20 protein-coding genes are annotated in these 17,788 nt (G+C 43.6%); 10 read left to right on the top strand and 10 right to left on the bottom strand.

Features of this window, described 5'->3' with window-relative positions:
* Positions 1 to 12 precede the first annotated feature (12 nt).
* Entirely contained in the window at positions 13 to 1,452 is a 1,440-nt protein-coding gene (gene acsC / locus QXW63_04415) for an acetyl-CoA decarbonylase/synthase complex subunit gamma (protein MEM3461137.1), read from the top strand.
* 96 nt (positions 1,453 to 1,548) lie between these two features.
* On the opposite strand, the gene QXW63_04410 is transcribed toward acsC, so the two are convergent.
* Positions 1,549 to 2,019 (bottom strand): hypothetical protein, encoded by a 471-nt coding sequence (locus QXW63_04410; protein ID MEM3461136.1) that lies wholly within the window; start codon positions 2,017 to 2,019, stop codon positions 1,549 to 1,551.
* Between the two features lie 131 nt (positions 2,020 to 2,150).
* Between QXW63_04410 and QXW63_04405 the strand changes: the two genes are divergently transcribed.
* The gene (locus QXW63_04405; protein MEM3461135.1) at positions 2,151 to 2,330 is read left to right on the top strand and encodes a CooT family nickel-binding protein; all 180 of its coding nucleotides are present in this window, start codon (positions 2,151 to 2,153) and stop codon (positions 2,328 to 2,330) included.
* Between the two features lie 11 nt (positions 2,331 to 2,341).
* On the opposite strand, the gene QXW63_04400 is transcribed toward QXW63_04405, so the two are convergent.
* From QXW63_04400 to QXW63_04380, 5 genes are all read right to left on the bottom strand, one after another.
* Positions 2,342 to 3,925, bottom strand: a complete 1,584-nt coding sequence (locus QXW63_04400) for a PQQ-binding-like beta-propeller repeat protein (protein ID MEM3461134.1) — start codon at positions 3,923 to 3,925, stop codon at positions 2,342 to 2,344.
* 65 nt (positions 3,926 to 3,990) lie between these two features.
* On the bottom strand, positions 3,991 to 4,725 hold the full coding sequence (locus QXW63_04395) for a hypothetical protein (protein MEM3461133.1): 735 nt from the start codon (positions 4,723 to 4,725) through the stop codon (positions 3,991 to 3,993).
* 67 nt (positions 4,726 to 4,792) lie between these two features.
* Entirely contained in the window at positions 4,793 to 5,365 is a 573-nt protein-coding gene (locus QXW63_04390) for an archaemetzincin family Zn-dependent metalloprotease (protein MEM3461132.1), read from the bottom strand.
* Between the two features lie 11 nt (positions 5,366 to 5,376).
* Positions 5,377 to 6,642 (bottom strand): MBL fold metallo-hydrolase, encoded by a 1,266-nt coding sequence (locus tag QXW63_04385; GenBank protein MEM3461131.1) that lies wholly within the window; start codon positions 6,640 to 6,642, stop codon positions 5,377 to 5,379.
* Between the two features lie 43 nt (positions 6,643 to 6,685).
* Positions 6,686 to 7,300, bottom strand: coding sequence for a PHP domain-containing protein (locus QXW63_04380; protein MEM3461130.1), 615 nt, complete (start codon positions 7,298 to 7,300; stop codon positions 6,686 to 6,688).
* Positions 7,301 to 7,392: 92 nt separating this feature from the next.
* Here QXW63_04380 and QXW63_04375 point away from each other — a divergent pair, with 92 nt between their 5' ends.
* On the top strand, positions 7,393 to 7,656 hold the full coding sequence (locus tag QXW63_04375) for a hypothetical protein (GenBank protein ID MEM3461129.1): 264 nt from the start codon (positions 7,393 to 7,395) through the stop codon (positions 7,654 to 7,656).
* Positions 7,657 to 7,683: 27 nt separating this feature from the next.
* Here QXW63_04375 and QXW63_04370 read toward each other — a convergent pair whose 3' ends face one another.
* The 4 genes from QXW63_04370 to QXW63_04355 all read right to left on the bottom strand — a co-directional run bounded on the left by QXW63_04370 (position 7,684) and on the right by QXW63_04355 (position 9,603).
* Positions 7,684 to 8,265 carry a DUF996 domain-containing protein gene (locus tag QXW63_04370; GenBank protein ID MEM3461128.1) on the bottom strand — a complete coding sequence of 194 codons (582 nt, stop codon included), beginning with the start codon at positions 8,263 to 8,265 and terminating at the stop codon, positions 7,684 to 7,686.
* A gap of 105 nt (positions 8,266 to 8,370) precedes the next feature.
* The gene (locus QXW63_04365) at positions 8,371 to 8,832 is read right to left on the bottom strand and encodes a C-GCAxxG-C-C family protein (GenBank protein ID MEM3461127.1); all 462 of its coding nucleotides are present in this window, start codon (positions 8,830 to 8,832) and stop codon (positions 8,371 to 8,373) included.
* Positions 8,833 to 8,965: 133 nt separating this feature from the next.
* Complete coding sequence (locus QXW63_04360) at positions 8,966 to 9,382, bottom strand: type II toxin-antitoxin system VapC family toxin (protein ID MEM3461126.1); 417 nt, start codon at positions 9,380 to 9,382, stop codon at positions 8,966 to 8,968.
* On the bottom strand, positions 9,382 to 9,603 hold the full coding sequence (locus QXW63_04355) for a hypothetical protein (GenBank protein MEM3461125.1): 222 nt from the start codon (positions 9,601 to 9,603) through the stop codon (positions 9,382 to 9,384). Before QXW63_04355 ends, QXW63_04360 begins: the two co-directional genes overlap by 1 nt.
* 316 nt (positions 9,604 to 9,919) lie before the next feature.
* Between QXW63_04355 and QXW63_04350 the strand changes: the two genes are divergently transcribed.
* The 7 genes from QXW63_04350 (at position 9,920) to QXW63_04320 (ending at position 17,736) form a co-directional block, all read left to right on the top strand.
* Positions 9,920 to 10,708 carry an electron transfer flavoprotein subunit beta/FixA family protein gene (locus tag QXW63_04350; protein ID MEM3461124.1) on the top strand — a complete coding sequence of 263 codons (789 nt, stop codon included), beginning with the start codon at positions 9,920 to 9,922 and terminating at the stop codon, positions 10,706 to 10,708.
* A 1-nt stretch (position 10,709) separates the two neighbouring features.
* Entirely contained in the window at positions 10,710 to 11,699 is a 990-nt protein-coding gene (locus QXW63_04345) for an electron transfer flavoprotein subunit alpha/FixB family protein (GenBank protein ID MEM3461123.1), read from the top strand.
* 23 nt (positions 11,700 to 11,722) lie between these two features.
* The gene (locus QXW63_04340) at positions 11,723 to 12,877 is read left to right on the top strand and encodes an acyl-CoA dehydrogenase family protein (protein ID MEM3461122.1); all 1,155 of its coding nucleotides are present in this window, start codon (positions 11,723 to 11,725) and stop codon (positions 12,875 to 12,877) included.
* A 105-nt stretch (positions 12,878 to 12,982) separates the two neighbouring features.
* Positions 12,983 to 14,170: a 3-hydroxyacyl-CoA dehydrogenase gene (locus tag QXW63_04335; protein ID MEM3461121.1), complete on the top strand. Its 1,188-nt coding sequence runs from the start codon at positions 12,983 to 12,985 to the stop codon at positions 14,168 to 14,170.
* Complete coding sequence (locus QXW63_04330; GenBank protein MEM3461120.1) at positions 14,171 to 15,325, top strand: acyl-CoA dehydrogenase family protein; 1,155 nt, start codon at positions 14,171 to 14,173, stop codon at positions 15,323 to 15,325.
* Positions 15,326 to 15,499: 174 nt separating this feature from the next.
* Positions 15,500 to 15,916, top strand: a complete 417-nt coding sequence (locus QXW63_04325; protein ID MEM3461119.1) for an EamA family transporter — start codon at positions 15,500 to 15,502, stop codon at positions 15,914 to 15,916.
* 320 nt (positions 15,917 to 16,236) lie between these two features.
* The gene (locus tag QXW63_04320; protein MEM3461118.1) at positions 16,237 to 17,736 is read left to right on the top strand and encodes a caspase family protein; all 1,500 of its coding nucleotides are present in this window, start codon (positions 16,237 to 16,239) and stop codon (positions 17,734 to 17,736) included.
* The last annotated feature ends 52 nt before the right edge of the window (positions 17,737 to 17,788 follow it).

Here is a 17,788-nt window from a genome sequence, read left to right as displayed (position 1 = left end):
GAGTGTGTGTTTATGGGTGAGAAAGAAGGAAAGGGAAAAGTTGGCGTAAAAGAACTAAGCCCCATTGATGTTTACAAGCTTCTTCCAAAAACTAACTGTAAAGAATGCGGCGAAGAGAACTGTATGGCTTTTGCAACGAAGGTTGTTAATCGTGAAGTCGCCATTGAGAAGTGTCCTCCATTATTGACTAAGGAGCATGAGAAAGCCTACAAGCAATTGAAGGAAATGCTGAAACCCGCCATAAAAGAGATTGTTGTTGGCGTTGGCGACAAGGCAGTGAAGATTGGCGGAAAACTTGTAATGTATCGCCACGAGTTTGCATATTTTAATCCCACTGCCATTGCGATTGACGTTACTGACGAAATGTCTGACGAAGAAATAATGAACCGGATAAAGCGGACTGAACAGTTCAATTTCGAATACATTGGGCAAACGTTAAAGCTTGACATGATTGCCGTTCGCTCCACGTCGAATGACCCGGAAAAATTCAAGGCGACAGTAAAGAAAGTTGTTGAAAACACTCGGTTGCCACTGATTCTGTGCTCTTTAAACCCGAATGTTTTGGAAGCTGGATTAATGGCTGCACCGAAGGCACGTCCGCTTTTGTATGCGGCAACGAAGGAAAACTGGAAGGACATGGCTGAGCTTGCATTAATGTATAATTGTCCCGTGACGGTTTTTGCGCCTAACAATCTGAAGCTACTGCGTTCTTTGGCGAAGACTTTACTCGAATATGGCGTCGAAGACATAGTGTTGGACCCGGGCACTTTCTCAAGCGATGGACTGGCTGACACGATTAACAATTTTACAATGATTCGCAGAGCCGCTTGCAAGCGGGGCGATGAGCTTTTTGGTTTTCCTTTGATGGGTGTGCCTATGACGGCCTGGGTTGACCGTGGTGAAGCACCGGAAGAAATTGCGAAGTGGCGAGAAGCGTATTTGGCTGGGTTGCTTATTACTCGCTTTGCTGACGTTGTGATAATGCATAGTGTTGATGGTTGGTCTCTTCTTCCGCCAGTCGTGTTGCGACAGAACATTTACACAGACCCGCGCAAGCCAGTTGCTGTTGAACCCGGCTTGAAGGTCTTTGGGACTCCAGACGAGAATTCGCCTGTGATGTTTACTACTAACTTTGCTTTGACATATTACACAGTTGCTTCAGACATTGAGAATGCAAAGGTGAACGCGTATCTGCTGGTTGTTGACACTGAAGGCATAGCCGTAGACAGTGCAGTAGCGGGAAGAAAACTTACAGCAGAAAAGGTTGCCGATGCCATTAAAGCGTCTGGAGTAGAAAACAAAGTTAAACACAAAAAACTCATAATCCCCGGAAAAGCAGCGCGCCTCAGCGGCGAAATTGAAGAACTCAGCGGATGGCAAGTTCTCGTCGGACCACGGGACTCCTCAGACATACCAAAATTCCTACAGGAGAAATGGCAGACTCAAACCTAATTTTTTAATGTTTATAATTGAACCAAAGATTCAAGGTATATATAAGGGGGGTATCTCACTAAAGAAGGCATTAAAATCACGTATTCTGAAATATTATTATTTTGTCTTGTACCTTTCAAGGTAAGTTTCTGGCTTTGGAAAAACGTCACCGATTCTTTCAAAACGCTTTCTAGTGCAAATGCCATGCTGAAGCGCTACGAAATCTTTCGGTTTACTGAAACGTTCAATTTGTCCATTCCGCCTTCTTCTCACAATTTTAATGCAATCATCCACAATACAGTTCAAAACACACGCACCACAATAAATGCACAAGTCTTCCGTTATCCCAACTTCGCCACTTTTCCAAAACAAAGCATTAGTTGGACAAGCCTTTATGCAGAGTTTGCACTCGACACCCTTACACGTCCGCTTATCAATCGATATTTTCCCTTCAACAAAAAACTCCTTTACGCCCAATGGAGCCAAAAGTTCCTCTTTACGCTTCCTTTTCTCTTTTTCAGCCGTTTCCGTAAGAATTTGAAATATGTTAACATCCGAAGACTTGTCAAATTCCTTTTTATTGGGCATCACGTTCATCTTTTAATCTACAAGAATTAAAACCTATAATACTCGTGGATTATAACTACTTATCCCAAATACACAAACAAAGGAGACGTTTATAACTAAGCACATTTTATTTGTTGTCGGTTGTGGTGTGAATGTGCGAATTCACCGTAATACTCAACGGGAAAACAGTTTTCAAAGACGTGGTATACGCAAAAATGGAAAGTAACCGCATCCTCGTCAAAAACGTGCTTGGAGAATCCAAAGAATTCAAAAACTGCAAAATAGTGGAAGTCGACGTAAACTCCACACGAATGGTGCTAGCAAGCAACTAAGCCAAAAAAAATTACAATCCTACTCGGAACCACGGATTAACTGCAGTTATCTCTTGCACTGGCATACGAACACGAAAAACCATCACGTCAGTAGCATTCACGTTTCCAGCGACATCGAAAAAGTAAATTCTCCACGCTATCGCACCTGAAGCAATCGTCTTATTGCACCAAACAAACTTTACAGTAACCCAAACATTAAATAAACTAACAAAATCTTTAGGCTCCGTCAACGGATACCGCACATACTTTATGCCATTTTCTGAAACGCTCTGATGCAACTCATCGCCACAAAACATACGCCAATCACCAACACCAAGTCCTATCCTAAAAGCATAAAGCGCAAAATCGTTCGTGATAAAGACGCACCCATCACCAACGCTTGGGCTTCCAAAACCATATCCACCCAAATCATAAGACCAAAGAACACTTCCATCAGCTTCGTCTATAACATAAAATGTTCCATTCAAAGCTTGATAATAAATTGCTCCACCAGCTAAAACTGGACTGCAATAACTGTGATTTTGAAAAGTTCCATTGTGAAGCTGCACAGTATGCCACAACCCACTTCCAGTCATTAAATCAAAAGCCCAAATGCGCCAATCCTCACTTGGAATAAATATTTTGCCATTATACACCAAAGGCGTGCTGCAGCTTCCCTTTCCGTCAAATTTTCTTATAACCTCTCCATTTGTTTCATTCAGCACATAAGCAGACCACATATTAGCTGTGTTTCTCGTAACCTGAACAATCATTCTCTCGTAGATTACAGGTGAAGAATCCCACGATGCACCATAGTTTTTCTGCCATATTATATCCCCAGTTGTCGCATTGAAAGCATATTGCCCAGACGGTTCATGCGCCGAAACAAAAACCATCCCATCATGATATGCAACAGAACAAACTATCTTTCCAATGTCACGCTGCCAAATAGGCGCACCATTAGTTTTGTTTAAAGCGTAAACTCCAGAACCATACGTTGTAAAATACACGTAATCACCATAGACAACAGGCGAACCCACCCAAGTAGAACCGTTTGGCTCAACAAACTCCCAAACTACTTCGCCATTAGTCTTGTTTAATGCCATTGCCTTTGGAGACGGTATAGGTTCATGGTCAGGACCCATACATTCACCCACATAAATAACATCCTCGTCAATGTATGGAGAAGCATCACATTGTCTAACCGTAGTGTTCCAAATAACATTCCCATTAGAAGCGTTCACCGCATAAACCTTATTGTCTCCTTTCGAAGGCGCATACAACACTCCATCTTCATACGTCGCAGTGCCAAAATTGTCAAAACCGAAAACAGCTTCTTGCCTCCACATAAAAGCGTACTCCGTCTCATTTCTCCAAACTCCACTTTCATTCGTCGCAAGAACAGCCTTACGAAGCAAAAAATTATCCCTACCATCTGCTTGAAGAGAAATGCGTTCTCCTTGCAAAATCCACGCGTCACTCTGGTTTTGATTCCTCCATTGCGGAGCAACATTATCAGTAATAGAACTGTAGCGAATAATGTAAAAGGATAAAGCCACAGACGCCACAATCAAAACGCACAAGACAATCAGCAATTTTTTAATGAAATCCCTCAACACACTTTCCCTTCTCACTCAAACCAAGTTAATTATCCTTTCCAATCTTATATTTTCAACTTTTCTCAAATAAAAAACGACATAACCAATGGTATTAAACCTAATGCTATTGGAAAAGGCAACCCAGGAAACATCCCCTTTTTCTCCAACATCTTAAAAGCAAAAAACACACCAGCCAAAACACCCATCATAGAAACAAAACAGAAAACCGGACCAAAATCAAAAAACACTCGACTTGTCAACATGGAATAAAAAGTCAAATCACCCAAACCCATCTGCACATTCTTAAAAGAAAAACTCAAACCACGCAATTGTTCAAGTCCACTACGAGCTATTTTCCCAACAGGTCCATAATAAACGGCAAAAGCATCATAAACCGCCAGAAAACCCAAAATCAACAGCGCACTCAAAGTTGGAATCGAAAAACCCAAAAAAGTCCCCAAAGCACCACCCAAACACAGAACTGTAAAATCATAAATGCCGCTTCTAGCTCGAAAAATTGCAAAATACGCAGAAATTGTCACAAGCACGGATAACGCCAAAACCAAAACGTCAACATACGCAACCGCAAAAAAAGAAAATACAGCCGAAAAATAAACAACCGAAAGCATAAAAACCGCAACTGTCAAAGCAAAACCAGTAACCAAACTAATCAATCTACGACTTTTCCTCTTAACAAGCAAATACAGCAATAACGCACCAACCCCAACCAAAACAACAAAATAAAACGCGTTACCAAACGACCCAACACCTTCTGGAAATGGCGTAACCACATAAATTTCCAAGGAAAACGTCAACAACAGAAAAGCACACAATAATCCAAATAGGAGACTCACTAAAATAGGCGCCAAATGAATAGGCTTAACTTTAAACTTGCCGTTCAATGTGCTTACCTATGCCTTTGATGGTCTTCTCAGCTTTTTGATAGCATTTACTGCAGAATAAGCTTTGTTTTCTGTCAGTTTCGAAAATGGAATTTGAAAAATACATGACACAGAACGGGTTAGAACAATGCCGCAAACCAAACGTGTGTCCAAGCTCATGTACTGCCTCCTTTGTGCTTCTCTCCAGGAAAAGCTCCACATTTGCGGGTTTACCATAAAACTCTGGTCTTAACCTCCACAAAGATATCAACGCTGCTTTTCCGGGGAATTCTGCTTCTCCGAAAACGAAGTTCAGTTGTGGAACAAAGATGTCAACGTCCACAATTCCCAAAATTCTATCCAAAGTTTCTTCTTTTTCAGCGTAAACATGAATTCTGTTTAGGATAATGTCTGAGCGATATTGGTCTCTCGCCTTATCAAAAGCTTCTTTGGGAACTGAAATCTTCTCATCTATAACCACGCATGTCGCGTCTGGAAAAATCATTCTCAAATTTTCTTGAACTCTACCTACAATGTAGGAATCCACTTGTCCAATCTGCAGAATCCCAATTTTCATAGTTTCACTCGTTAAAGCTTAACTACGTCGCCAGTTTTCGGAGCAGAAGCGTCTAATCCTAACTCGTTCTTTATCCATTTTGCAAAAAGTTCACAGTTTCCTTCTGCGCCATGAACCACAAAAACCTTCGGGTTTCCTCCAAGTTCTTTAACTGCTTCCTTAAGCTGAGTTGCTCCGCAATGAGAGGAAAAGTCGAAATGTTGAACTCGAGCCTTCACCTTTCTCATTTTTCCATCAATTAAGCACACGCCTTTCTCTAACAATTCTTTTCCGGGAGTGCCAGGAATTTGATAGCTAACTAAGAAGATAGCGTTGTGCGCTTTTTTCCCTATTTTTGACGTGTAAAACACTGCTGGTCCGCCTTTGAGCATGCCGGCTGGCGAGATTATCACGCATGGTGTTTTTGTTGCTTTTCTGCGGTCTCTCCAACCTTCTATCCATTCAACCGTGTGCATTGTGTCGTTGAAAAGTTTTGGGTCTCTCAGAAACTCTCTGTAGTTGAGTATTATGCGGCTTGCTTCTCGTGCCATTCCATCCATGTAAATTGGATATTCAAAATGGTGTGCTGTTAACACACATGCGATTTCTTGTGATCTGCCTACGCCGAAGGCTGGGACGAGGACTGTTCCGCCTTTTTCGATGACGTCTGTGGTTTCGTCTACGAAGCGTTTTTCGAGTTCTAAGCGTTCTGTGTGGTCTTCGTTTGCGTAGGTGCTTTCGATTATTACTGCGTCTAAATCGTTGTATTGCATTTTTGCGCCTTCTAGAAGCCTCGTGTCTGTGGTGTTGAAGTCGCCTGTGTAGAGTATTCGTTTTCCTTCTGCTTCGAGTAGTATTGATGCGCTTCCTGGTGTGTGTCCTGCGTTTACGAGTTGGAAGTTTATGTCTTTGATTTGTTCTTGTTTGTTGTAGTCTATGTGTTTGTTGCTGCGTGTCATTGTTTTTAGTTCTAGGTATTCGAATGGTAGGTAGTAGCTTGATAGGTGGATGAAGTCTGCGATTAGTATTTGGGTTAGTTCTAGGTTGAGTTTGTTTGTGTATAATAGTTTTCTTTCGTGGATGTAAAATATTGGGACTGCACCTGAGTGATCAAGGTGGCTATGCGTTAGGATTACTGCGTCGACGTTTTTTGGTGGTACGTGCATTGGGAATCCGGGTTTGTGGTTTAGCATTACGCCGTAATCTAGCAAAACTTGTGTTTTTTCGGTTTTTACGCTTATGGCTATTCTGCCTACTTCGCGTGTTCCGCCTAGGAATCCTATTTGTAATGGTGTCATTTGTTTTTCATCTGTTAATTCAGTAATGATGTTGTTTGGTGTTTTAAAAATGTATTGACTTTGGGGCGTATGCGGTTTTGACTTTGCCGTTTTTTATTGCTTTTAGGATTTCGTTTATGTCTGGTGGTGCTTGGATTTCTGTGTAAACTGTCCATAGTTCGTCTGTGTTGTGTGCGTCGCTTCCTGCAACGCCTGGTAGGTTTAGTGTTTTTGCGAGGTTTTCTGCCATTTTGTTTATGTGTGTGGGTGATGTGCCGTTTAGGGTTTCTATGGCGTCTATTTGGTAGTTTTTTGTGTTTTCGCCTAATCCGTATGTGCGGTATGGGTGGGCTGCGATTGTTATGGCGTTGTTTTGTTTTGCGTAGTTTGTGATGTTTTGTGGTGTCCATGGTTTTGATGGGAGTTCTGCTGTGCCTAGGATTATTATGTCGCCTTGTGTTGTGGTTATTTCTGCTGCTGGGATTATGAGTATGTCTGGGTATGCGGATGCGAGTTGTTTTGCGTGGTTGTAGCCTTCTGTTGTGTTGTGGTCTGTTATGGCTACGGCTTTGATTGTTGGGTGTGCGTTTAGTTGGTCTATTAGGGTTTTGGGGTTGATTGTGGAATCTGCCGAATAGTTAGTGTGGACATGCAAGTCTACGCGTATCAAGGTTTTCATGCTCTTTATGGTTTTGTCTTTTTGCTGTGCGGAAGCTATAGCCCCTCCCTTATAAATAGGTTGAATGCTTTATCAGATTGGGGTGTTGAAGGGTGCGTAGGGCTTGGTATTGGCTGCTTTGGTGGTGGCTTCTCTTGTTTCTGTTTTTGGTTGGGATTGTTTTGTTTCTTTTGGGTTTGTATTTTACGTATGGTGTTGGTGAGCGTAGGTTGGGTTATGATTTTTCTGTTGTTGGCGCGGTTTTGTTGGGTGTGTTGTTGGCTGTTGGGATGTTGTATGTTGCGCGTGTGAGGGTTAAGATTCTGCGTGGAAGCAGAGATTTCGGCGTGCGTCATTGCTGGTTTCTGTTGCGCTAAAAGAAAATGGAAGATGAGCGGCGCATTTTAGGTTGTTTTTATTGAGAAGAAGCCTATTGCGAGGAATATTAAGGCTATCCACATTATGAGTAAGCCTACGCCGATTATTGTTAGTATTGCGCCGAGGAAGATTAGGAATCCTGCGGTTTTGAAGGCGTGTATGCCTGTTTTTTCGCCGAGGATGTTGAATGACCTTCTGATGAAGGTTGATGCGACTACGAATAGTATGAAGAGCATTACTAGGCTGAGGGCTATGACGATGATGTATGGTGCGAAGGTTTCCCACTTGAAGAGTTTTGGCCAGTCTATTCTTTGGAATATTGTCGGGTCTGTCCAGCTGACGTCGAGTCCAAGTGTTCTAAATAGGTCGAATGCAGCTATGAGTATGATGCCGAGGGATATTGCCGCTCCGGCTATTGCGGTGATTATTCCATAGATGGCGTTGTTAAATATGCCTGGTTCGTTGTAGTGGTGTGCGAGTCTGCTTAGGGCTATTAAAACGAGGATTACGCCTGCTATGCCTACTATACCTGTGTGCATGCCTATGGGTGAGACGAGCATGAGTACTGCGCCTATTCCACCTAAGATTTTTGTTGTTTCTAACGCCATGTTTTAAACTCCTTGCTGAACATTTGCGGGGCGGTTGGATAAAAGGTTTTGTTTTATGATTTTGTGTTTGTGCGTGTGATAGTAGCTAGCTAGTTTATTTGGGTTCTAATATGTTTGTGTTTGCTTGTTGTTTTCAGTTATGGCTAGGAAGGTTTCGATTACTGTTTTTATTAGTGGCGTGCAGAGGTTTTCTTTTGCGTCTTCTTCACGGATTTTGCCTTCCAACTTGTCATGTTGGGACTGTTTTAGTTTAGCGCAGCTTAAGGAACCGTATTGATCAAGGATTCTGTTGAGAAACTGGAAAACTGGACGTTGTGTGCGAATAAAAGGTTGTTTCGGGCTGGTTCTGCCGTATTTTTGGCTTATGCCCATTATGGCAACGTTTACTGCTCCGCAAATGCTACCTGTTCTGGCGATGCCGCCGCCAAAAGCGGTGACGGTTTTTGGTGTGACGTCTATTTTGTAGTATTCGCGGAAGATTGCCATGTAAACGGATTCTGCGCAGTTCCAGCCTTCTACGTTGAAGTAGTGTAGGGCTTTGTTTATGATGGTGTTTTTGGTTGACATAGGAGAGTAAGTGAGTGTGTTAACAGATTTAAACGTATATGCCTATTACTGTTCTACGGTCGCTATAGCCTCCTTATAAATAGGTTCAATCTTAGATTTAAATGTGATTTTGTTTTAGTTGTAAATTTGGTTGTTATGTTTTTAGTAGTTTTGTGTTTGTGATTTTGTTTGCGATGTTGTGTAGTTTTTGGTCAGCTGTGTATAGGGTGGCATTTAATTTTTGGGTTGCTGCTATGTATAGTGCGTCGTAGACTGTTATGTTTTGGGTTAAGGCTATATCTGTGGTTTCTTCGGCGATTTCGCGGGTGGTGAGAATGTCTATCTTGTCGTATATTCTTGTCAAGTCTTGTATTGCCTGTTTTGTTTCTTCAGGTTTTAGATCTTTGTGTATTTTTGCGTGTTTCCATAATGCGCTTAGGCTTTCGGCTAGTGCTATATCTACAGTGTGTAGAGTGTAGCCTTTTTTGAGTAATGTTGTTATGGTTGCCCGGGCTTCTTTGGAGTTTGGTTCGTTTGTGACGAGTTTTACGAGGATGTTGGAGTCGAGGATTAGTTTTGGCGTTCTCGATCCTCCCTGATGAGGGTTGTTGAGTCTATTTTCGTTTTTCGTTTTTCTGCTTTTGGTTCTATTTCTTCGAGTGTTTTGAGGAGTTCGAGGTGTTTGATTCTTTCTTCAATGAATTTTCTGACTTCTTCGCTCCATTGTGCTGGGTTTTGTTTCATTTTTTCTTTGAGTTCTCGTGGTATGCGTATTGTTATTGTGGTTGACATTGTGCTTCTCACTGTTTTATGACTTGTAATACAAACCTATAAACATTATTGTAACACAGACTGTCTGTACCGAATGAGGATATGAAAAACTTTCTAACTGTTATCGTGCAGATTCAATGAAAATGTCTAATGCTTGAGACAATATAAGTTGATTAATAGTTGGAAATCGTAGGTAAATAGACTCCATTTTCTAATTTGAATTTGTGCTGTCGCAGTTGAAGAGACTTTTTATGTTTGAATTTGTTTTTTATAGGCAAAAGTTTTATGATTTTGCACGTTTTAACTCTGTTCAAAACACACGGGGAGACTATATAATTTGGACATAATTGTTTGTGTTAAGCATGTTCCGGAAACAGCAGAGGCAGAACTAAAAATTGATTCTAGCGGTAAGACAATAGACAAGGCTGGTTTAGTCTTTGACATTAACGAGTGGGACGACTACGCATTAGAAGAAGCAGTGCGCATAAAAGAGAGATTCGGCGGAACCGTAACCGCCATAACCATCGGTCCACAAGACAGCGAATCCACGCTAAGAAAATGCTTAGCCCGCGGAGCAGACAAAGCCATACGCTTAACAGACCCAAAATTTGAAGGCTCAGACGCCTACGCCACAGCCAAAATATTACACAGCGTAATCAAAACCTTACATTACGACCTAATCCTTCTTGGCGCGCAAGCAGGCGACACAGGCAACGCTGCAACTGGACCAATACTCGCTGAAATGTTGAACATTCCACACGCAACCATGGTAAAAAAAATCGAGTTAGGCTCTGGCATTGCGAAAGTAAACCGTGAACTCGAAGGAGGCTTAGAAGAACAGTTAGAAATTCGCTTACCAGCGCTATTTGCCGTATCTACGGGCATAAACGAACCCCGCTACGTCAGCATAATGGGTATCCGCAAAGCCATGCAAAAAGAAATCAAAGTTCTAAGCCTAGCAGACACGGGACTAGCCGAAACAGACGTTGGCATCGCAGGCTCATGGCTAAACATTGAGAGGCTTTATGTGCCGCCAGTTGAAAAACAAGCAGAATTCCTCAAAGGCACACCAGACGAAATCGCAGCCAAACTTGTAGAAATAATCAAATCAAAGGGGCTGATTTAAAATGGCGAAAATTTTCGTTTTAGCCGAACACCGCCAAGGACAAATAAGAGACATAACTTTCGAACTACTCACCAAAGCCCGCGAACTCGCAGAAAAAACAAACGCCGAACTATGCGCAGTCATACTTGGCAAAAATGTTCAAGAACACGCTAAGGCACTGGCGGAATACGCAAAAACAGTCATAACAGTCGAAGACCCAAAACTTGAAAACTTCAACTCCGAAGCTTACAAGCGAATCTTATCGAAACTTATCGTTGAACACAAGCCTTCACTCGTCATTTTGGGACACACAAGCTATGGCGTCGAACTCGCCCCACGATTAGCCGCAGCATTAAACACGCCGCTCGCGACAGACATCATAGACATCGCGTTCGAAGGCGACACACTAGCAGTAACGCGTCAAATGTACGGCGGCAAAGTCAACGTCAAAGCAGTATTACGCAAAGCAGACACCTACATGGTTACCGTTCGCCAAGCAACCTTCACACCCAAAAAACCAGAACCGCCAGCAAACGGACAAATAATCACCGTGCCATCGCCACTCACAGAAGAAATCAGTGAAAAACGCTTCTTACAATACGTTTTGCCACCGCCCGGCGGAGTAGATATAACCGCAGCCGAAAAGCTCGTGGGCATAGGACGCGGAATAAAAGACCAAGCGAACATGCCCCTCATGGAAGACCTCGCAAAAACATTAGGCGCGGTTCTCGCATGTTCACGCCCAATCGTTGACAAAGGCTGGCTTCCAAACGACCGGCAAGTTGGCAGTTCAGGCAAAACAGTCAAACCAAAACTTTACCTTGCCCTCGGCATCAGCGGCGCCTTCCAACACGTGCTCGGCATGAAAAGCAGCGACTTGATAATCGCAGTGAACAAGGACCCCAAAGCGCCCATCTTCAGCTTCGCAGACTACGGCGTAGTCGAAGACCTGTTCAAGATTGTGCCTTCTTTGAAAAACAAGATTAATGAGGCTAAAGCGCAGAAGACATAAGCTCTGAAAGGGAGAAGCGCAAAATGGAATTCAAACTAAACGAGGAACAATTAGAAATCAAGCGTGCAGCCCGCGAATTTGCAGAAAAAGAACTCACGCCAGAACTTGCCCTAGAATTTGACCAGAAAGAAGAGTTTCCAATGGCTCTTTACAAGAAAGCCGCTCAACTGGGCTTTACAAGCATGCGTATACCAACGCAGTATGACGGTCAAGGCTACGGCGTACTTGAAGACTGCATCGTGGTTGAGGAACTGTGCCGTGTTGACCCAGGCTTAGGCGTTGCAATATCATTAGGCAACTTGATGATTCCCGACGTGTTGCTAAAGCATGGCAGCGAAGAGCAAAAAGCAAAGGTTATTCCGCCTTTGGCGAGAGGCGAGAAAATCGCAGCAGCAGCGTTCACTGAGCCCGAGCATGGAAGCGACATCACACGCATGAACTCGACAGCCGTCAAAGCTGGAAGCGAATGGGTAATTAACGGCGCAAAAGAATTCATAACTAACGCTCCAATCGCCGACTACTTCATACTATTATGCCAAACTGACCCAAACGCACAACCTTCACATCGTGGACAAAGCCTTTTCCTAGCCGAAAAAGGCATGCCAGGCTTGGAAGCCACTAAACTGCATGGGAAGATGGGCATAAAACCCGCAGTGACCGGCTCGTTGTCTATGAGTGACCTGCGAGTGCCAGAGGCGAATCTTGTTGGCGAATTAAACAAGGGCTTCTATTACACGCTGGAGCTTTTCGACGGAACCCGCATTACAGTTGCGGCTCAAGCGGTTGGCATGGCGCAGGGCGCATTCGAAAAGGCGTTGGCTTACGCTAAGACGCGGAAACAGTTTGGACAGCCAATTTTCAACTTTCAAGGAGTTTCGTTCAAACTGGCGGAGATGGCAATCAAAATTGAAGCGGCACGGTTGATGACGTATAAGGCGGCGTGGCTTTATGACAAGGAAAAACCCAATCCAGTCGCAACCAGCATGGCAAAAGCGTACGCAAGCCGCGTGGCAATGGAAGTCACAGACGACGCCATACAAATTTTCGGCGGATACGGCTACTTAGCAGATTACCATGTAGAACGCTTCCACCGCTGCGCAAAAATCACGGAAATCTACGAAGGAACAAGTGAAATCCAAAAATTAACAATAACTAACTACCTACAAAAACAACCCTAACTCTTTTTCCTTTTTTTGGCAGACCAAAATAAAGACTGCGTATTCAAAACTTTTATTACTATTTCCTACTTCTTTCTTTATTCTTGTAAGATGGAAGTGAATGTTTTGGTTGCTGAAAAATTGAGAAAAGCAGCGGTTGTCGGTTCTGGAACAATGGGTCACGGAATCGCTGAGCTTCTAGCCATGGCTGGCTACGAAGTCACCATGATAGACATCAGCGACGAATTCCTAACCAAAGCAATGGAAAAAATAAAGTGGAGCCTCGACAAGTTCGTTGAGAAAAAACGCATCCGACGCGAAGACGCCGACGCCACATTAGCGCGGTTGCATACAACAACCAGTTATGAACAAGCTGCAAAAGACATAGACTTAGCCATAGAAGCCGTGCCCGAAAACATGGAACTAAAAAAGAAAGTGTTCGCAACCCTTGATTCTCTTGCTCCACCACATGCCATACTAGCATCTAACACTTCAACCCTAAGCATCACTGAAATGGGAAAAGCCACACACCGCCCAGACAAAGTCGCTGGAATGCACTTCTTCAACCCGCCACACTCAATGGCGCTTGTTGAAGTCATCAAAGGCGAAAACACAAACCAAGAAACAATCGACACACTTGCGGAACTTGCCAAAAAACTTGGAAAAACACCCGTAATCGTCCGCAAAGACGTTAGAGGCTTCATAGTAAACCGCGTTTTAGGCGCAGTCTTCAACGAAGCTTTCTGGGCGTTTAAACGTGGCGAAGCAACAAAAGAAGGCATAGACGCTTCGGTGAAGTACACGGGCGGCTTTCCAATGGGCTGGTTTGAATTGGCAGATTTTGTTGGGCTTGACATTGCCTATGAGGTTGGAAAAATATTGTATGAGGCTTATGGAGAACGGATGAAACCATGCGCCGAAGTAATCGACCCGCTTATTAATGAGAAAAAGTTTGGACAAAAAACGGGCGTTGGCTTTTACGATTGGACGAAAGGCAGACCGCGAATACCCTTCAATTTGCTTGACGAGTACGATGTTGAAAGGTCATGGGCAGTAGCCGTAAACGAAGCCGCATGGCTAATACACGACGACGCAGCAAACCCACAAGACATTGACACTGGAATGAAACTTGGCACTTACTGGCCTTCTGGACCATGCGAATACGCGGACAGAACCGGCTTGGATGTGGTGCTAAACAAGCTTAAGGAGCTCTACGCCAAGTATAACATGGAAATGTATAAGCCGTGCCCGCTGCTTGAAGAGTACGTGAACAGTGGAAGATTAGGAAAGAAAACTGGAAGGGGGTTCTACTAAATGAATTTTGAACTAACACCCGAACAATGCGCAATCCTAAACGCAGTTAGAGAATTCTGCCAAAAAGAGTTCAAGCCAGAACTCTCCTTGGAGCTTGACAAAAAAGAAGAATACCCGATGGAACTTTACAAGAAAGCCGCCAAGCTCGGCTTCACGAGCATGTTCTTTCCGCAGGAGTATGGCGGACAAGGATGCGGACTGCTTGAGACATGTCTTGTCATTGAAGAAATGTGCCGAGCGGACTCTTCGTTAGGTGTAGCCATATCCAGCGCAAACTTCGGTAGCGAATTCATTCTTGTCCACGGCACGAAGGAACAGAAAGAAAAATACTTGCCGCCAATTTGTAAAGGCGACTTCATTTCCGCCGCGTGCTTTACAGAGCCAAACGTGAGCGGAAGCGACATAACAAAAATGGAAACCACAGCCACAAAATACGGAAACGAATGGTGGATAAACGGTACAAAAACCTTCATAACAAACGCCACACTAGCCGACTTCATGGTTGTTCTAACACAAACCGACACGAAAGTTAGACCAACATACAGAGGCGAAACCCTTTTCGTGGTTGACAAAGGCACGCCTGGACTGGAAACAACTAAACTGCACAATAAAATGGGGATTCGCTGTTCAGTGACAGGCGAAGTAAAATTCGACAATGTGAAAGTGACAGACTGGAACATAATTGGCGAACTCAACAAAGGATTCTACTATTCAATGGAATTCTTCGACAAAACACGCGTAGGCGTCGCAGCTCAAGCCCTAGGCATGGCACAAGGAGCATGGGAAATCGCCTTCAAATACTCCAAGCAACGCGAAGCCTTCGGACAACCAATACTACAGCACGAACTAATCGGCTGCGGACTAGCAGAAGCCATGACAAAAATCGAAGCCGCAAGAAGCTTAACCTACCGTGCAGCGTGGCTAGTTGACGTTGGAAAAATGGACCCAATGGCTACAGCAATGGCAAAACAGTACGCGAGCAGAGTAGCCATGGAAGTCACAGACTTCGCAATACAAGTCTTAGGCGGATACGGCTACTTAGGCGATTACCGCGTTGAGAGATATCACCGAGACGCAAAAATAACGGAAATCTACGAAGGAACAAGCGAAATCCAAAAACTAACAGTGCTCAAGTATCTACTCAGAAAATTCTAAAAACGTCGCATCCAATTTCTCATCCTTTATTTTCTAATTTTTCGATGACTTTTCGCGTAGATTACTAGAATAACAAATGTTCTAACATGACTTAGACGCATGATTTGAAATTTATTTTTTTATGTACATTAAAAATAATATAGTACACACGCAATTTAGGATTGGTGATAAGTGATGGATTGGCTTGTCTTAGCGATTCTGGACGCATTTTTTGCTGCACTTGTGGCGATTTTTGCAAAGGTTGGGTTGCAAGGTGTTGATTCCAATGTTGCCACTGCAATAAGAACCATTGTTATGATGGTTTTTACGCTAGGCTTCGTAATAGCCATAGGTAAGGGTCCTCAACTAACGCAACTAACTAGTAAGGATGTGTTTTTCATAGTGCTTTCCGGAATAGCTGGCGCTATATCTTGGCTGCTCTATTTTGCCGCTTTAAAATTGACTGACGCTTCGAAAGTTGCGCCAATAGACAGAGCAAGCGTATTATTCGTGTTAGTCTTATCCGCCCTTATTCTAGGCGAAAAAATAACACTTAAAACGGCGATGGCTGGGGTCCTCATTTTCATTGGGGTTCTATTGCTTGCAATTTAAAGGTCGCAAATTCAGATCCATATTTCCACAGCACAGTGTTAATGCCTTCACAGTCCCGCAATCTTACCCTTTATGACGTTAGGAACATTATGCTGAATGCAACTATTTTCACTAATCACTTCTTTCCTCTTTAAAGGAAAGTAACTGCTACACAATCGAAAGGGGGGATGATGCGCGCGCCAGCGCGCCATTCAGCTCGGCGTCAACCGAAGAATCAGTGGAATGGGAGGATTTAAAATTTATATATGTCTTACAATCAACCCAGTTTCCTAACTATCTGAGAGCATAATCTCGGATAGAAAGAAAAAGGAGAATAGAAAATGAAAGCTAAAAGTATGCTTTTAGCGGGGCTCCTAATATTCTTCTTTGCCTTTTCACTTGCACCCTCAGCATATGCTTATAGTACCGTTGAAACCGCACAAAAACATAATTTCTCAATTGACGAAGCTGCTGTGGAAAGCCAAAGGGCTGCCGCACGGCAAGTTTTTACCTTTACTGGCACAGTTAGCCGCAATAGAGACAGCACTAAACATTCGTTCACTGTTCCTTCTGGGACAGTGAAAATTGAGGCTAAGCTTCAAATGCCCAGTAGCGCGGATTTTGATTTGTCCATGTGGGACAATTTGAATCGTAGAACTGGCGGATGGACTTATAGCGACCATTCAGTCAAAACTAACATTCCCAACTCAGTCTATAGTGGTTATTCCGTGAAACCAGAGTGGGTGAATGTTACTAATCCCGTGACTACTGGCACGTGGAAAGTTGGTTGTTACGCGTATAGTGGTTCTGGAACATACACAATCACGGTTACTGTCACAACTGGCGCTTCAGACACGACTCCTCCCACCATAACAATAACTTCACCTGCAGACGGCGCCGTACTAACGAGCTCAACAGTCTCCGTTACATGGACGGGTTCAGACACTGGAAGCGGAATCAGCTACTACGAGACTCGAATCGACAGTGGTTCATGGATAAACAAAGGCACTTCTACAAGCCACATTTACACAGGTGTCTCCAGCGGCACCCACACGGTCGATGTGCGCGCATGGGACAACGCGGGAAATAGCGCCATAGATTCAGTTACCTTCAGCGTTAATGTTGCCAGTGGCGTAGTAAAATACGCGGTTATCGTTGGAATCAGCGACTACAAAGCCATTAGCGATCTCTCATATTGCGATGAAGATGCTTCCGACTGGTATAACCACTTGGTAGGCGCTATGGATTTTGACATCGTTTACGTTTACGGAGACGGACACGCCGCAAACTATCCAAAGTATGATGGATTAGCCACAGAATACGCCGTGAAACAAGCCCTAACAAACATCGTTCAAAGCGCGGACAGCGACGACATAATTTGCTTCATCTCTTCCGGTCACGGTTCAGGCAACGGTCTCGGCTCATCTTACCTTTGCATGTGGGACTCCGGCAGTGGAGAAAACGGCGAAAACGGCAACCTATACGACACGGAACTCGCCGCTATACTGGACGATGCAGTTGCCGCCAAAATCTTCGTGTTCCTCGACCACTGCTACAGCGGAGGATTCGGCGACAACCTAATGGCAATGCCAAACAAAGCACATGTCTATTTAACGACCACATGCACTGCAAACGGCTATGGCTATGACGAACCTTCATATCAGAACGGTGCTTGGACTTACTTCTTCTTGGAATATTCGTGGATAAACCATTATGGCGCTAATCCAAACACTTCAATGGAAACAGTCTTCAGTTATGCACATGCAAACTATCCATATGGCGGCGGTGACGAACCTCAACAATACGATGGAGACACTGCAGCCGCGTTCTACTTGACTTAGAATGGCTACGCAAAAAAACAAAGAAAACACTCTCCTTTTTTTCTACTTCGTG

The sequence above is a fragment of the Candidatus Bathyarchaeia archaeon genome (assembly GCA_038873195.1).
Classification (GTDB): domain Archaea; phylum Thermoproteota; class Bathyarchaeia; order Bathyarchaeales; family Bathycorpusculaceae; genus DSLH01.
Note: the sequence above shows the minus strand (reverse complement) of the source record. Positions and strands in the feature narration are given on the sequence as shown.

Bases quoted from the DNA above. Each gene is read 5' to 3' on its own strand.
- acsC (MEM3461137.1), top strand. From the start codon at position 13: ATGGGTGAGAAAGAAGGAAAGGGAAAAGTTGGCGTAAAAGAACTAAGC.
- QXW63_04410 (MEM3461136.1), bottom strand. From the start codon at position 2,019: ATGCCCAATAAAAAGGAATTTGACAAGTCTTCGGATGTTAACATATTT.
- QXW63_04405 (MEM3461135.1), top strand. From the start codon at position 2,151: ATGTGCGAATTCACCGTAATACTCAACGGGAAAACAGTTTTCAAAGAC.
- QXW63_04390 (MEM3461132.1), bottom strand. From the start codon at position 5,365: ATGAAAATTGGGATTCTGCAGATTGGACAAGTGGATTCCTACATTGTA.
- QXW63_04385 (MEM3461131.1), bottom strand. From the start codon at position 6,642: ATGACACCATTACAAATAGGATTCCTAGGCGGAACACGCGAAGTAGGC.
- QXW63_04380 (MEM3461130.1), bottom strand. From the start codon at position 7,300: ATGAAAACCTTGATACGCGTAGACTTGCATGTCCACACTAACTATTCG.
- QXW63_04370 (MEM3461128.1), bottom strand. From the start codon at position 8,265: ATGGCGTTAGAAACAACAAAAATCTTAGGTGGAATAGGCGCAGTACTC.
- QXW63_04365 (MEM3461127.1), bottom strand. From the start codon at position 8,832: ATGTCAACCAAAAACACCATCATAAACAAAGCCCTACACTACTTCAAC.
- QXW63_04355 (MEM3461125.1), bottom strand. From the start codon at position 9,603: ATGTCAACCACAATAACAATACGCATACCACGAGAACTCAAAGAAAAA.
- QXW63_04345 (MEM3461123.1), top strand. From the start codon at position 10,710: ATGGCGAAAATTTTCGTTTTAGCCGAACACCGCCAAGGACAAATAAGA.
- QXW63_04340 (MEM3461122.1), top strand. From the start codon at position 11,723: ATGGAATTCAAACTAAACGAGGAACAATTAGAAATCAAGCGTGCAGCC.
- QXW63_04330 (MEM3461120.1), top strand. From the start codon at position 14,171: ATGAATTTTGAACTAACACCCGAACAATGCGCAATCCTAAACGCAGTT.
- QXW63_04325 (MEM3461119.1), top strand. From the start codon at position 15,500: ATGGATTGGCTTGTCTTAGCGATTCTGGACGCATTTTTTGCTGCACTT.
- QXW63_04320 (MEM3461118.1), top strand. From the start codon at position 16,237: ATGAAAGCTAAAAGTATGCTTTTAGCGGGGCTCCTAATATTCTTCTTT.